Origin of the sequence: Streptomyces sp. NPDC001787, assembly GCF_040297465.1 — a bacterium.
Classification (GTDB): domain Bacteria; phylum Actinomycetota; class Actinomycetes; order Streptomycetales; family Streptomycetaceae; genus Streptomyces.
The window spans coordinates 37220-51404 of the sequence record NZ_JBEOZE010000024.1 but is presented as its reverse complement, the minus strand read 5'-3'; the positions used below and the strand labels follow the sequence as shown (position 1 = coordinate 51404).

Here is a 14185-nt window from a genome sequence, read left to right as displayed (position 1 = left end):
CGACCGGCTCATCCAGGCAGGGCTTGCGCACCGGGTCGCCGGTCGGATCGTTGACGGATCCCTCGCCCCTGGCACCGGCACCCACATCATGAGAGCAGGCGGACCGCGTGGCCGAGGGCGCCCCGCAGCTCCTCGATGTGCTGGAGCAGGGCAGCCCGGTGGACTGTTCGCCGCGGACGGTCGGCCTCGGCCTCGGCCATGGGGGCAGATCCTCTCTTGCGGCCGGCCGTCCCGGCCGGGGTGGCCGTGTAGGCCATCGCCCGCCGCCGTACGTCACGGGGATGACGTACGGCGGCGAGCACCAGGAACACGGCGCCGTTGATGAGTTCCGGCAGCAGAAGACCCCGTGCATGGGGGTCCGGGGTCTCCGTGCGACATGACGTGACGTCTGTTCTGCCGGTGCTTGCTTTCGAGCAGCAGGCCGTTGAGGCGGCGCTCTCGGGATCACGCCCGTGGATGCCGCCCTGCGCGTCGCGATCGTCTGCTCCGCTCCCTGCGGCTCTCGGCCCCAGGCTGTGTTGGTCCACACCGTGTGGCCGAGGTCGTCGAGGAACAGCGCCGGACGGTCGGGGATCGGCGCGGTCGAGCACGTCGATGGGGGAGGGGGGCTCGTCGGCGTCGTGGGCGAACGCCTCCGCCCCCGGCCGGTCACGGTCGAGTGAGTAGACCTCGGCGTTGACGGCGATCGTCGTCAACGTCCCGTCGGTCGTCGCCCTTGTCGAGGCATCGCACGACACGAGGACCGTCACCGGCAGGGAGGCGGCCGGCGCGGACGCCAGGCGGTGCGGTTTCACAGATCCGAGTCCACGGTGGAGGCCGCATCGCGGACCCGGTGAGGCAGGTCGACGCGGACGGTGATGCCTCCGCCGGGGCGTGGGGTGGCGGTGATCGTGCCGCCGTGGGAGAGCGTGATGGCGCGGACCACGGCGAGGCCGAGCCCGAGCCCGTTGCCGGGGCGGCCGTGGCCGCGATGGAAGGGTTCGAACAACGCGGGGATGTCCCGTTGCTCCAGGACCGGCCCACTGTTCGTGGCCTTGAGGAACGCGCGCCCACCCAGGGTGACGGTGGTGATCGTCGCCGTACCGCCGGGGTGGTTGTGCCGTACCGCGTTGGCGAGCAGGTTCACCGCTACTTGGGCCAGCAGTGCGGGGTCGCCCACGACGGGCGCCGGGGCGAGCGTCGTGGTGATGCGGATCTTGGCGGCCCGTGCCTCCTCGGCCAGCTCCGTCACGGCGTCCCGCGCGGCGTCCGCGAGGTCGACCGGGTGCGACGTCCGGGTGCCGCTCTCGCCGCGGGCCAGGGTCAGCAGGGACACGATCAGGCGCTCGGTGCGGGCGTTGGCGTCCAGGGCGCTGCGGAAGGCGGGTCTCAGGTCGTCGGGGACACGCCCCTGGGCGAGGGGGATCTCGAGCGCCGTGCGCTGAAGGGTGAGGGGGGTGCGCAGTTCGTGCGAGGCGTGGGCGGTGAACTGCCGCTGCGCGTCGAAGCTGCGGTCCAGCCGGTCGAGCATGGCGTCGAACGTGTCGCCGAGTTCGCGGACCTCGTCGTGGGGGCCGGTGAGGTCGAGCCGTTCGTCCAGGCTGCTGCCGGTACTGATGCGGCGGGTTGCCGCGGTCACCTGCGTGAGGCGGTGCAGCGAGCGGCGGGCCGCCCACCACGCGAGCAGCGCGGCGAGCGCGGTGAAGACGAGCAGCAGAAGCACTGACCGCGTCAGAACTTGCTTCAGGACCTGGTCCTGGAAGTCCTCGAATCCCTCGGTAGGAGTGAGGGGCGCCTGGGCCACGCCGGTGTCCGGCAGGGCGGGGTCGGCGGGCAGGGGCGCCGCGGTGGTGTTCGGCACGGCGGGATCGACCGGTTGTACGGGCACGGTCTGTACGGCGGGGACGACGAGGTATCGGTTGTCCTCGATGAGCTGCTGGGCGCTGAGCCAGTTGAGGAGGACCAGCCCGCTGCCGAGGATCAGGAAGACCACCGTGGTCACCAGGGTCAGGCGCCCGCGCAGGGGCAGCCGGTGCAGAAGAGCGCGGCGGGCGACCGTGCGCCCCGGCTTCGGTCCCGTCACAGCCGGTATCCGTAGCCGGGGGTGTGGCTGATCAGCCGCGGCTCGCCGAGTTTGCGGCGCAAGGTGTGCACTGTGACCCGGATCGCGGTGGTGGCGGGGTCCAGCGCCGCATCCCACAGCCGGTCCTTGAGTTCCTCGGCGGTGACGGGGGCGCCGTCCTCGGCCAGCAGCAGCTCCAGTACGCCCAGTTCCCTGGGGGTCAGCTTGAGCGGGCGCCCGTCGCGCTCCGCGACACGGCGGACGGTGTCCAGACTGATGCCGTGACGGCTGAGCACCGTGGCGGCGGTGCCGGGGGCGACGCGGCGGGCGAGCGCGCGCAGCCGGGCGACCAGCTCCAGGTACGAGAAGGGCTTGGACATGTAGTCGTCGGCACCCTGGCCGAGGCCGTCGACCAGGTCGGCCAGGGCGCCCGCGGCGGTGAGCATCAGGATCCGCGCCGGGTATCCGGCCGCGTTCAGTGCCCGGCAGACGACGTCGCCGCTCAGCTGGGGCAGATCCCGGTCGAGCACCAGCACGTCGTACTCGGCGGCGGCCGTCATCTCCAGCGCCCGAACACCGTCGTGGGCGACGTCGCAGGACATCCCCTCGCCGCGCAGGCCCTCCGCGAGCATCGCGGCCAGTTCTTCCTCGTCCTCGACGATGAGCACACGCATGTCGTCCTTACTCCGCCTCTCCGGCCGGGTGACGTCGGGTTTCGGCCCCGACCCGGTCCAGGATGCCGCCGGGCACGTTAGCGAGGGGTTAGGCAGACGATCACGCGTGGCTCACCGGGGGCTGCGTAGAACGGTTCCGACGCCGGTGTCGAGATCGGCGTCATCGTCGAGATCAGCGAGGAGCAGAACATGCGCGAGCGCATCGGGCGGACGTTCATAACGGCGACCGCCGTGGCCGCGGTCCTGGTGATGAGCGGTTGCTCCGAGTCACAGGACGCGGCCCCCAAGGTCGCCGGGGACGACGGTTCGGACACCGGCCAGCCGCAGGACGACGCCGCGATCAAGCAGTCCTGGGTGAGCTGCATGCACACCCAGGGTCAGACCCAGGTCCTGCTCGACAAGGAGGGCAACATCGCCGTCCCCGCGACGGACACTGGCTCCGGCCCCGGCGGCGGTTACGACGAGGCGGCCAAAGTCTGCGACAGGAAGAATCCCGGCATCCATCAGGTCCAGAAGAAGAACAGCAAGAAGTTCGTCGACATGGCGCGCGCCTTCGTGGCGTGCGGCAGGAAGAACGGCTACCCGGACATGCCCGACCCCGATCCGAAGGACGGCATCCTCGTCTTCACCGCGCAGTCGTTCGACGGGGCCAAGTGGGACGCCATCCAACCCGCGTGCGGCAAGCTGCCCATGCCCGGCTACCGGATCGGCTCGTGACCATGTCCCGTACCGAGAGGCCCAACGAGGCATCCGCCGAGTCCGGCCCCGCCGTGGTGGGCAGGCTCCGCAAGCGGCGCAAGGGTGTCGTGCCGTTCGTCCTGACCGCCGCGATCACCGGCGCGGCGGTCCTGGGCGTGACGCGCCCGTGGGAACGCCAGGAGTCCGCCGCCGGGCGGTCGCCCGTCGAGTACGGCACCGTCGCGGTGCAGAAGGGGTCGCTGTCCAGCGGCATCCAGATCGCCGGGACGCTCGGCTACGACGAGCCGACGTCTGTGGTCGCCGCCGGGCGGGGCACCGTCACCGCGCTCCCCGCCGTCGGCACCGTCATCAGGCCCGGCGGAAAGCTGTACGAGGCCGATGGCAGCGCCGTCGTGCTGATGCGCGGCAACCGGCCTCTGTGGCGCGATCTGGGACCGGGCGCCGGCAACGGCCCCGACGTCAAACAGCTCAAGCGGAACCTGGTCGACCTCGGGTACGCCGACGGGCTAGGTCTGGCCGTCGACGAGAAGTTCACCAAAGGCACCGAGACCGCGATCAAGCGGTGGCAGAAGTCCCTGGGGGTGAAGCAGACCGGAACGGTCATGCTCGGCAGCGTGGTCATGCTGCCGCAGGCGAGCGTGCAGGTGCGGCAGCTCGGCATACAGCTCGGCGCGCCGCTGGGAACGGCCTCGGTCATGACAGTGAGCGGCACCAGCCTTGTCGCCACCGTGCGGCCCGCCGACAACCAGCTGTCCCGGTTCAAACCCGACGGCAAGGTCGAGATCAGGCTGTCCGACGGCAGCACAGTCACCGGACGCGTCCGCTCCCTGATCCGCGGCGGCTCCAGCGGTCAGGGCGAAGGCGAAGGCGAAGGCGGGGGAGGGGGCGTCGGCGCCGATCAGCAGAAGACGACTGTCACCATCGCGCTGGACAGTCAGCAGGAGGCACGGAAGGCCGGGCCGTCGTCCGTGACGGTCACCGTCGTGGGCGACAGCGTCAGCGACGCACTCATCGTGCCCGTCACCGCGCTGCTCGCGCTGGACGGCGGCGGCTACGGCGTCAAGGTCGTCGACGGCACGGACACCCGCCTGGTCAAGGTGCAGCTAGGTCTGATCGCCGACGCCCAGGCGCAGATCTCCGGGAGTGTCAAGGCCGGCACCCGGGTGGTGATCCCCAAGTGACACCCGTACTGGAGCTGACCGCCGTCACCAAGGAGTACCCGGGTTCCCCGCCACTGCGCGTGCTGCACGGCCTCGACCTGACCGTCGACGCCGGTGAACTCCTCGCCGTGGTGGGTCCGTCCGGCTCCGGCAAGTCGACCCTGCTCGCCCTCCTCGGATCACTGGACCGGCCCAGCGCCGGGCGGCTGCGCTTCGAGGGACGCGATCTGTCCGGCCTGTCGGACGCCGAACTCGCCTCGGTGCGCGCCCACCGCATCGGCTTCGTCTTCCAGCAGTTCTTCCTGCTGCCGGGACTGACGACGGTGGAGAACGTCGCCACCGGCCTCCTCTACAGCGGCTCCCCGGCGGCGCGGCGGCACACCGCCGCCGTCGAGGCCCTGCACGAGGTGGGCCTCGAACACCGCCTGGGCCACCGCCCCGACCAGCTCTCCGGCGGCGAAAAGCAGCGCGTCGCCGTCGCCCGCGCCCTCGTCGGGCGGCCCGCGCTGCTGCTCGCCGACGAACCCACCGGGGCGCTGGACAGCGCCTCGGGCACGGCAGTCGTCGAGCTGCTGCGCGCCCTGAACGCCAACGGCACCACCGTCATCGTCATCACCCACGACCGTGAACTCGCCGCCTCCTTCCCCCGACGGGTGGGCATAAGGGACGGCCGGATCGACTTCGACGAAAGCAGCCCCCACACGGCGGGAGTCGTCCGATGAGCACCCGCACCCGCCGCACTCGGCTGCGCCCGGTCGACCTGCTGCGCCTGGGCATGATCGGTCCGCGCACCCGCAAGACGCGCTCCGCCCTGTCCGCCCTCGGCATCTCGCTCGGCATCGCCGCCGTCGTCGCCGTCACCGGTATCTCCTCCTCCAACCAGGCCCACCTGCTGGCCCGCCTGGACCAGCTCGGCTCGAACCTGATCACCGTCGCCGCCGGGAAGGACTCCACGCAGCAGCTCGTACCCCTGCCGTCCACTGCCGAGAAGATGCTCGGCAACATCGCCCCGGTGCAGCAGGTCACCGCGGTCGGGGCCACCAAGGCGGAGGTCTACCGCAACAATCTGGTTCCCGAGCAGCAGACCGGCAGCATCACCGTGCTGGCCGCTCGGCCGAATCTCCTCGACGTCCTGCACGGCTCCCTGCACAGCGGGAAGTGGCTGGACCGGGCGAGCGAGCGGCTCCCCGTCACCGTGCTCGGCGACCAAGCCGCCCAGCGCCTGGGCGTGACCGCGTCCGGCGAGCGGGTCTGGCTGGGCGGCCAGTCCTACGCCGTCGCCGGCATCCTCGCGCCGAACGAACTGGCCCCTGAACTGGACACCGCCGCCCTGATCGGCTGGCCCCGGGCCACAGCCCACCTGGGCGCCGACGGCACCGCGGCCACGGTCTACCTGCGCACCCACCCGGAGCGGGTGCCCGACGTCCAGGCCGTCGCTGCGGCCACCGCGAACCCGGCGAGTCCGAGCACCGTCGCCGTCAGCCGCCCCTCCGACCTCCTTCTGGCTCGGGACGAGGCCAAGGGCGCCCTCACAGGGCTGGTGCTCTCCCTGGCCGGGGTCGCCCTGCTCGTCGGCGGCGTCGGCATCGCCAACACCATGGTCGTGGGCGTGATGGAACGCCGCGGCGAGATCGGACTGAGGCGCGCACTGGGCGCCCGGGGCGGACAGATCGCGGCCCAGTTCCTGTTGGAGGCCGTACTCATGGGCTTCATCGGGGGCATCGCCGGCCTGGCCGTGGGCAGCCTCACCGTCTACGGCTACGCCCTGGCCCAGGGCTGGCCGGCCACGATCCCCTACTACACGGTCGGCGGCGGCCCGGTGGTCTCCGTGCTGGTCGCCGCCGTCGCCGGCATCTACCCGGCCATGCGCGCGGCCAGGGCGTCTCCGACGGACGCCCTGCGGTCGGCCTGAGCGATCGGCCGACTCGCCCCACGACGACAGCGCCCCGGCGGGTTTCTGCCCCACTCGGACACCATGCCGGGGGCGGAACCGGCCGACGCCGACCATCATGCCGTGTCGCCCACCGCGCTCCGACTCCGCGACAACCACAACCGCGTACTCCCGGAATCCGGTCACTGTCCCCGCAGCGGTTGTGAGCCTCGACGGTGACCCGATGCGCTCCGCGTCACTGGCGGTTCCCCTGCCCGAGGATCTGCTGCTCCAGGCCATGAAGCGGGATCCGTCACGGTGCCGCATCCCGCTTCGCGTCCAAGTCCATGCGCCCAAGGGCTTGCCGGAAATCAACACGTCGGTTTGATCTTGGTTTTGTCGTGGTCGACGAACCCGGCGACGTCTCCCCGTGTGCGGAAGCGGGCTGTCGAGGCGGGAAGGTGGACACCATGGGCTGACCGGAGGGGGCGGACGTCTCTCGCTGCGCGGCTGATGGTCATGGCGGTGGTGTTGAAGAGCCGACCCAGGAGGTCCATGGTTGCGAGATTGCGCGGGTGGAGCACAGTGGCCAGGACCCGGTCGGCTGAGGTGAGCTTGGCTTGGACACCTGCGCCAGGGGTCACCAGACGCTCGTGGCCTCGACGCGTGCGGAAGTACCTGCTCACGCTGACCCGCTTCCCGCTCCCGGTGCTCTAGGCGGGGCAGACGGTGTCCCGGGCGGGCAGGGTGCCGTGCAGCAGGTAGGCGTCCACGGTTTGGTTGACGCATGTGTTCGGGTGGTTCAGATAGACGGTGTGTGCCCTGGCGGGCAGGGTGACGAGCCTGGAGGCGCGCATCGCGCGGTGCATACGGAGCCCGGACCCGTAGACGGTCCGGGTGTCACCCGTCGCCTGTACCTGGAGCGCGGGCACTGCGTTGTCGATCGTGGTCCGGGGCTCACGTGGCTTCTCCCTCCAGAACGCACAGGGAAACGGCGCATGGGTCATCGGCCCGAAGACCGGCTGCGACGTGCGGCTCCGCTCCACCGCGCGCCAGTAGTGCTCAGGCTCTGAGGGCATGGCCACGTCGGCACAGACCATCCCCAGCTGGGCCGCGTAGTCCGCGGCCCGTTCCGTCCCCGAGCCCTCGAACATCAGGTTCAGGGTGTCCCGCAGCCACGGAGGCACGGTGACCGGCTTTCCGTCGGCCGCGTCCAGCAGAACCCGGAGCGTGATGGCGAACTCAGGATTCGCGGTGTCATCGACGAGGGCGAGATAGAGGAGCAGCGGCAGTTCGTGGTCGGTGATCCGGTGCCCGCCGACGAGGACCGGCTCCCGTGCCGCCCGCTCGATCATGGCTTCGGCACCGGCCCGCACCGCCGAGGGCGTGGTGCCGAGTCCGTACTCACGGTGCCTGGGAGCGGCCCACGCCGCGAAGTCGTCGAGGGCCCGCTCGTTGGCGGGACCTTGGCGGCGCACCATGCGCATGGGGTACTCGGCGGGATCGGGTGAGCTGTCCAGGACCAGCCGGTCGACTCGGCGGGGGAACATCTGGGCGTAGGCGGCACCCAGGACCGTTCCGGACGACTGACCGAACCACGACGTCCTCCGCTCGCCCAGTGCGCTGCGGACGATGTCCACGTCCCGGGCGATGTTGCGGGTCGAGAGATGGGGCAGCACATCAGGGTCTCTGTCCCAGCACCTGCGCGCGTCCTCGCGGGAGAGCCGCACACTCGTCTCGAACCCCGCCCGGTCTGACCCCGGTGCGTACAACAGCCAGGTGCTGCGGTTCAGCCCGCAGTTCACCCGAGTGCTCCCGCCGAGCCCGCGGGTGTCCATGCCGATGACGTCGTACGCCGCCGCCACGCCTGGGGACATCACCTCACGCAGATCCCTCGGCATGCCGAGCCCTCGGGTCCCGGGTCCGCCCGGGTTGGTCTGAAGGATGCCGCGCCGCCGCGCCGGATCCGAAGACTTGATCCGCGAAATGGCGACCTTGAGGGTGCGTCCCTGCGGCCTGCTGTAGTCGAGCGGAACGGTGATCCGCGCGCACTGCGTCCCGCTTGCGGAGAGGGAGGCGTCCGCGCACGCCGCCCAGTCGACGGACTGACTCCGAAACCGGTCCAGGCCGTCCTCTCGGCTCGACGGGGAGACGGGACCGGACGCCGTGGCAGCCGGCTGGAAGACCGTGACCGAAAGGATGAAAATGCCTACAACTGCGGACTTCTTCATGATCCTCGACGCTACTGGCACCACACCGGATGCGATGCGGCCCGCGGCAACGTGTCGTCCGGTTCGACGACAGGTCCTGCTGTGTTTCCTCGGGGCCTGTGGTCGGGCCGTGGCCGGCCGGCCGGCACCGAACCCGAACAGCGGCGGGATCACCGCGCACCTCACCCCTGACCGCACCAGAAACAACCGCTCTTCACTGCGGCGTGTTCCACGGCAATCCGCCGCATGAGGACAGCCAGGGAGCGGACTTCCCCGAGCGGGCGGACATGTGAGCAGGGGCGCTGCTTCGGCCGTATCCCGCTCGCCCGGGGTGGTCATGCGGTGCAGCAGGTCGGCTACGGTCGGCCGCTGGTCGGGGTTCTTGGCCAAGCAGGCCGCCACGCTCTGGCGCAGTTCCAGGGGAAGAGCGTCGAGATCGGGCTCCTCGTACACGGCGCGGAAGTGCAGGGCGTGAGGGGTGCCGGTGCCGAACGGGCCGATGCCGACAGCGGTGTAGGCGAGTACCGTGCCGAGCGCGAAGACGTCGCTGGGGGCCCGATGGGCCGGCCGGTGAGTTGTTCCGGGGACATGAAGCCGGGTGTGCCGATCGTCATGCCGGTGTGGGTCAGCGCGGTGGCCTCGCTCGCTGTCGAAATACCGAAGTCGATCACTCGGGGCCGTCGGGGGCCAGCAGGACGTTGGAGGGTTTCAGATCGCGGTGCACGACGCCGGCGGCGTGGATCGCCTCCAGGGCCTCCGCCAGACCGGCGCCGAGTGCCGGCACGTGCTCGGTCTGCCACGGCCCGTGCTGGGCAAGTGAGGTGGCCGAGCTCTGCGAAGGAGCTCGCCGAGGGCGGCCAGGAGCAGCCGCCCGACTTCACCACGGAACTCACCACCCGGCCCGGTTGGCGGCCTGCTTACGGAGCTTCTCCCGTCGCGATCAGCCCGCCGACGGACGGCTCCCCACGCCAGGGGCGCGCGTTCTCGCACGGAAGACCCGAAGGAGTACCCACGGGCAGGAAGCGCTTGCGCTCCTCCTCGGTGTAATCACGCCCGGCCGACGAGCAGAGGTGGGGGAACCAGTTCGCGCGGAGAAGGTCGTAGGTCTGCCGCCAGCCCTTGGCATAGGCGATTAGGCGGTCCTCGTAGACGATCGCTGTCCGCCTGACGTCGAGCACGGTGGGGAAGGCGCCGATATGACGGCCTGTGTCGGTCGCCCACAGGTCGTAGCCGTCAGGGGATTCGGTGATCGCTGTGCCGTCCGAGGCCAGAGAGACCAAGCTGTCCAAGTGGTCCACGGCCATGGGGCGCCCCGTGACTTTCCGCTGGTCCACCGACCACCGGTGGACGGTGCCGTCCGCACCCTGCACCAACAGACTCCGGCCGTCGGCCGAGAAGGCAAGGGTGCGGTTCATGAAGTCATCGGAGATGGGTCTGATCGCGTCACCGGACAGGACCCCGATCCGTCGACCGGCAAGGGTGTCCCAGAGCTGGATGGTGCCCCGGGTAACGCCCGCCCTGGTAACCACCGCGACCTGGTGCGGGTGGTCCGGTCGCGGCACCAGCTGTCCGGACGAGCGGAAGGGCGAGAGGAGCGCACCGTCCGTGCGCTCGACCGACACGGGGCGTCCCACTTGCAGGCCGGTGACGGAGTCCACCCGCAGGAGCGACCCGCCCACCGTCAGAGCGGCAATGTCGCCGCCGGCCAGAGGGGTTACCCAGTCCAACGCGCTGCGCGGATCTCCTGGGTCGGGGCCGACGTCGAGCTCGCAGCCTTCCCACGGGCCAGGTCGTCGGCTCCGTAGACGAGCAGCTCCGTGCCGTTCGACTGCCACACGACGAGCCGACGGTCCTCCTGCGTCCAGGCCACACGCCAATTCGGCCTGCTGGAACGGCTTGCGGGCAGTTTGGCGGAGTGGCCCCGACCACTGACAGTGTCGCGGACGTGCAGCCGCACGTCGGTCACCCAGGCGACGGCCCGCCCGTCGGGGGACAACGCGTCCGGCACGCTGCTCGGGTTGAACTCTTCCTCCGTCAGCGGAGCCCCGGGCTCCGTCGCCAGCACCATCAGCGTGCCACCGACTGTGGCCAGCACAGTTACCGGTTCGCCCTTTCGCCTCACAGCGGCGATCGCGGCGGTCACGTCGTCCTCCTCCTCGATGCGTGGTACCCGTGTCCTGAAGGTCTCCCCGGTGGGCAGCCGGGTGAGGGCGACCTCCGCGAAAGCACCGGTTTCCTCGTCCTGCATGACGTACCCGCCCGTGGCGTCCGGCAGCAGCGCTCTGCCGGGCAGGGGCCAGGACGCGCCGGTGGTGGTGTTGTGTACGTATACGGGGGACCGGAGGTCCTTGCCGCGCTGCTCGACGGCGTAGTCACCGCCCCCGTGGAGCCGTAGATTCCCTCGCGGGACGCCGGTGACGATCGGCCGTACGATTCCACTGGAGCCCAGTTGCCGCAGCTCCACAACGCTCACTGAGTCGCGCAGCCTGGACCAGCGGAGTACGACGGTATCGGGGTCTTCGCCGAACGCGGCCTCGTCCGGCGCCACCCTACTCGGAACAAGATCCTTGGCCACCGGCAGGGGAGCGCCGTCGGCCACAGTCCAGGCCTCAACGAATCCCTGCCGGCCATGATCCTGCGGGCGCGGTCCATCACTGTCCAGCAGCCGAAGAAGCCGCGTTCCGTCCGCGCTGAAGTCGAGATCGGCCGTTTTCACAACGCGATCAGCCGTCTCGGTGGTCTTCAGACGTAGGGGATCGCGCGGTTCGCCATCGAGGCGCCACAGGAACACCCGGCCGTCCGGTGTCGCCACCGCGTAGTGCCGACCGTCGGAGCTGATCTCGGAGCTGATCTCGCCGGTGGGCGCCCCGCGCAGTGCGTAGGACCGGGGAGAGCCGCCCAGTGCCCCTGTCACCACGGCGGGCGCGGCACTCGCCGGTTTGGACCACACGACCAGGGTGCGACCGTCCGGTGTGGTGTCGAAATGCGTTGCCCGCCCGGGCCAGAGGCCGACATGGCTGTCGCGCAGGTACTCCCCGGTGACATGGCTGCGCAGCAGCGCTTCCTGTGCCTGCGGTGTGTCGTCTGCGTTCCAGGCCGCCAGGGCCAGCTGGATCGAGCTCCCGGGATCATGGGAGGCCCTGTCGCTCGACCCGTCGGCGAGCGCGCGGGATACGAGGGTACGAAGCTGTCGCTCGGCCTTCTGGCTGCTGTCGCGAGCCATATCGGCGAGCACGCCCGCGCCCACCAAGAGGGCCAGAAGCGTTGCTACCAGTGCCTGCCAGCGCCGGAGTGCCCGCCGTGCGAACTTCCGGCTCGCACCGATGTACGCGTGCTCAAGTGCGGTGATCTCTGTCGGTCGGAGGGCGGCGTGTTCGACGGCCACTTCGAGCACGCTGCCGCGCAGCAAGGCACCCGTCTCCCTACCCGTTTGTCTCCAGCGCGTCAGGTCCCGGCGCAGACCCTCCTGCCAGGTCCGGAATTTGCGGCTGTCGTCCAGCCAGTCTCCCAGCCGCGGCCAGTGGCGGGTCAGGGCTTCGTGTGCGAGGTCCACGATCTCCGTGCCCTCATCGGTGCGGCCGAAGACGATCAGCTTTCCGGGTGCGAGACGGCGTGCGAGCGCCAACGCGGAGGGGTCCATATCGGCAACCGGGGCGGGACGACGGGTATAGCCGCCCTGGTCCGCCGGACGTGCCAGCTGGACGAAGAGCGCCTGCGCGAGGGGGAGTTCGTCCTCCCGTACCGCGGCGCGAAAGGAATCCTCCGCATACCCGGCGAGAGCGCCGGCGATTCCACCGAGGTCCTGGTACACGGCGTGGGTCAGCATCGACCGCTCGCGCTGGTCCCACAGACGGGTCAGCGCGAACTCCACGAGCGGCATCCGTCCTGGCTCGTCCGCCGCGTCACTCACGATCCGGTCGGCGAGTCCGGGCTCCAGCCACAGTCCGGGCACCGCGTCGACGGGCCGGGTGATCGCGTCCCGCAGGTCGTCGGGGCCGAGCGGCGCGAGGAACATCACCGCGTCGCTGAGCGCGGACGAGGTCTCGGCCGTCATCAGGGTCTCGATGGAGTCCGGGCGCGCAGTGACTACTGCCCGGGGGGCGGAGCCGGACTGCCCGTCGACGGTGCCGCACAGGTGGAACAACAGGTGGAACAGCCTTCGGGCGGCGTCCGGTGCGGCACTTGCGTACTCCTCCAGCTGGTCCACGACGAAGAGGTGGCCGGCCAGGCCGCCCTGTCTCCGTAACGCAGAGCGCAGGCCGGAGGCCGCCTCTGCCGTCGCGGTCTCGTCCGAAGCCTCGCTGAGTAGGAGGGTGAGCTCCGCCGAACGGCGCAGCCGGTCGGTCTCCCCGTCGTCCGGTTCCAGTACGGCCGTCAGTGCCTGAGCCAGCACGGCCTCTGGCCGGAGGCCCGCGACAGGACGCATCAGCGAGACGGTCAGGCCGTCTGCCCGCACTCCGGGCAGCAATCCGGCCCGGATCAACGACGATTTGCCACACCCGGACGGCCCGGCCAGCACGGTGACCGGACGGGTCCGGACCGCGCAGCGAAGCCGTTCGACGTCCGCTCCTCGGCCGTGGAAGAACGCGGCGTCGTCCTCGTCGAAGGTGCCCAGCCCCCGGAAGGGGCACTGCGACGCCACCACGTCCTCGTCCATCAGCTCGAAGGACGGAACCAGGTACGCCGTGCCGTTCAGCCCGCCGCGTCCGGCGGCCACCGTCATTCCGATGACACCGCCCTGCGCGTCGTCCCAGACAGCCGATCCGCTGAATCCTGGCTGGATCGGCGTTCCTCCCGGGCCCGCGTCCATCTGGAGCCAGCCTGACCCCTGCACGCCCCGCAGCGAGCCGGTCGCCCATGCCCCGTGGTCGCCGCCGGTCGGGAATCCGTACGCCCGGAACTCGTGGCCCCAGACGGCAGTTCCGTCTACGAGCGGCACCGGACGCGCGCCCGCCACCGGATGGTGGAGCCGCAGCAGCGCCACGTCTCCGCTGTCGTCCTCCTCGCGGGTGGGTTGCCAGGAGACGACCGTGGCGCTGACCGCCGGAATGCGACCGCTGTCGTCCCGCAACAACGGGAACTCGACGCGCACCACCTCTGTGGGGGCGTTCTCTGTATCCCTCGGCAGGCCGAGAGCGTCAGCCACCACATGCGCACAGGTGCAGACGATGTCCGGGGCGACGAGGAAACCGGCCCCGACGACCGGGCCATCGGCGCGTGAACTCAATGAACCGTCCGCCGACAGACGCGCCGACGATGCTGCCCGTAAGCGCACCAGGCCGGATTCGGCCGTCCCCGCTCCGCGCGCACGCGAGGGACCTTTCATACGGAACGATCGCGATTCCACGCAAGAGTGATCGCGCAGTTTGCCTCGCCCGCGGTCCTGGCCACCACTACGCCGGCTCTGCGGAGAGCTTGATTCCGAACTCGACGCTCACCGTGCCCGTGCCGGGAGGTTGAGCCATGTCCCGCACACTCCGCGCGACGGCCTGCCACGGCAGGGCGGACATGGGCCAAGGCCTCCTGAAGCG

General features: G+C 70.7%; 11 protein-coding genes and 1 pseudogene. 4 read left to right on the top strand and 8 right to left on the bottom strand.

Annotation, left to right across the window (positions count from 1 at the left end; genetic code table 11):
* Positions 1 to 86: 86 nt before the first annotated feature.
* From ABT170_RS28115 to ABT170_RS28105, 3 genes are read right to left on the bottom strand one after another with little or no spacing between them, the layout of a single operon-like run.
* Entirely contained in the window at positions 87 to 794 is a 708-nt protein-coding gene (locus tag ABT170_RS28115; protein WP_351871984.1) for a hypothetical protein, read from the bottom strand.
* Positions 791 to 2062 (bottom strand): sensor histidine kinase, encoded by a 1272-nt coding sequence (locus ABT170_RS28110; RefSeq protein WP_329941208.1) that lies wholly within the window; start codon positions 2060 to 2062, stop codon positions 791 to 793. Before ABT170_RS28110 ends, ABT170_RS28115 begins: the two co-directional genes overlap by 4 nt.
* Positions 2059 to 2715: a response regulator transcription factor gene (locus ABT170_RS28105; protein ID WP_329941207.1), complete on the bottom strand. Its 657-nt coding sequence runs from the start codon at positions 2713 to 2715 to the stop codon at positions 2059 to 2061. The genes ABT170_RS28110 and ABT170_RS28105 overlap by 4 nt, the downstream gene beginning before the upstream one ends.
* Positions 2716 to 2904: 189 nt before the next feature.
* Here ABT170_RS28105 and ABT170_RS28100 point away from each other — a divergent pair, with 189 nt between their 5' ends.
* Genes ABT170_RS28100 through ABT170_RS28085 form a run of 4 tightly spaced genes read left to right on the top strand, consistent with a single transcriptional unit; the run spans position 2905 to position 6486 of the window.
* The gene (locus ABT170_RS28100) at positions 2905 to 3432 is read left to right on the top strand and encodes a hypothetical protein (protein WP_351871980.1); all 528 of its coding nucleotides are present in this window, start codon (positions 2905 to 2907) and stop codon (positions 3430 to 3432) included.
* Between the two features lie 2 nt (positions 3433 to 3434).
* Complete coding sequence (locus tag ABT170_RS28095; protein WP_351871977.1) at positions 3435 to 4595, top strand: peptidoglycan-binding protein; 1161 nt, start codon at positions 3435 to 3437, stop codon at positions 4593 to 4595.
* Positions 4592 to 5296 carry an ABC transporter ATP-binding protein gene (locus ABT170_RS28090; protein WP_351871975.1) on the top strand — a complete coding sequence of 235 codons (705 nt, stop codon included), beginning with the start codon at positions 4592 to 4594 and terminating at the stop codon, positions 5294 to 5296. The genes ABT170_RS28095 and ABT170_RS28090 overlap by 4 nt, the downstream gene beginning before the upstream one ends.
* The gene (locus ABT170_RS28085; RefSeq protein WP_329941203.1) at positions 5293 to 6486 is read left to right on the top strand and encodes an ABC transporter permease; all 1194 of its coding nucleotides are present in this window, start codon (positions 5293 to 5295) and stop codon (positions 6484 to 6486) included. The genes ABT170_RS28090 and ABT170_RS28085 overlap by 4 nt, the downstream gene beginning before the upstream one ends.
* 329 nt (positions 6487 to 6815) lie before the next feature.
* Here ABT170_RS28085 and ABT170_RS40645 read toward each other — a convergent pair.
* The 5 genes and pseudogenes from ABT170_RS40645 to ABT170_RS28065 form a co-directional block, all read right to left on the bottom strand.
* A pseudogene (locus tag ABT170_RS40645) lies at positions 6816 to 7134 on the bottom strand (ISAzo13 family transposase); the annotation flags it as partial.
* Between the two features lie 23 nt (positions 7135 to 7157).
* Complete coding sequence (locus tag ABT170_RS28080; protein ID WP_351871971.1) at positions 7158 to 8675, bottom strand: alpha/beta hydrolase; 1518 nt, start codon at positions 8673 to 8675, stop codon at positions 7158 to 7160.
* Positions 8676 to 9321: 646 nt separating this feature from the next.
* Complete coding sequence (locus ABT170_RS28075; RefSeq protein ID WP_351871968.1) at positions 9322 to 9438, bottom strand: protein kinase domain-containing protein; 117 nt, start codon at positions 9436 to 9438, stop codon at positions 9322 to 9324.
* A 133-nt stretch (positions 9439 to 9571) separates the two neighbouring features.
* Positions 9572 to 10381 carry a WD40 repeat domain-containing protein gene (locus ABT170_RS28070; RefSeq protein ID WP_351871965.1) on the bottom strand — a complete coding sequence of 270 codons (810 nt, stop codon included), beginning with the start codon at positions 10379 to 10381 and terminating at the stop codon, positions 9572 to 9574.
* Positions 10369 to 13881 carry an nSTAND1 domain-containing NTPase gene (locus tag ABT170_RS28065; RefSeq protein WP_351871962.1) on the bottom strand — a complete coding sequence of 1171 codons (3513 nt, stop codon included), beginning with the start codon at positions 13879 to 13881 and terminating at the stop codon, positions 10369 to 10371. The genes ABT170_RS28070 and ABT170_RS28065 overlap by 13 nt, the downstream gene beginning before the upstream one ends.
* Positions 13882 to 14185 lie beyond the last annotated feature (304 nt).

What these genes read in the sequence shown, in the direction of transcription:
- ABT170_RS28095 (WP_351871977.1), top strand. Translation starts at nt 3,435, where the DNA reads ATGTCCCGTACCGAGAGGCCCAACGAGGCATCCGCCGAGTCCGGCCCC.
- ABT170_RS28105 (WP_329941207.1), bottom strand. Translation starts at nt 2,715, where the DNA reads ATGCGTGTGCTCATCGTCGAGGACGAGGAAGAACTGGCCGCGATGCTC.
- ABT170_RS28085 (WP_329941203.1), top strand. Translation starts at nt 5,293, where the DNA reads ATGAGCACCCGCACCCGCCGCACTCGGCTGCGCCCGGTCGACCTGCTG.
- ABT170_RS28100 (WP_351871980.1), top strand. Translation starts at nt 2,905, where the DNA reads ATGCGCGAGCGCATCGGGCGGACGTTCATAACGGCGACCGCCGTGGCC.
- ABT170_RS28080 (WP_351871971.1), bottom strand. Translation starts at nt 8,675, where the DNA reads ATGAAGAAGTCCGCAGTTGTAGGCATTTTCATCCTTTCGGTCACGGTC.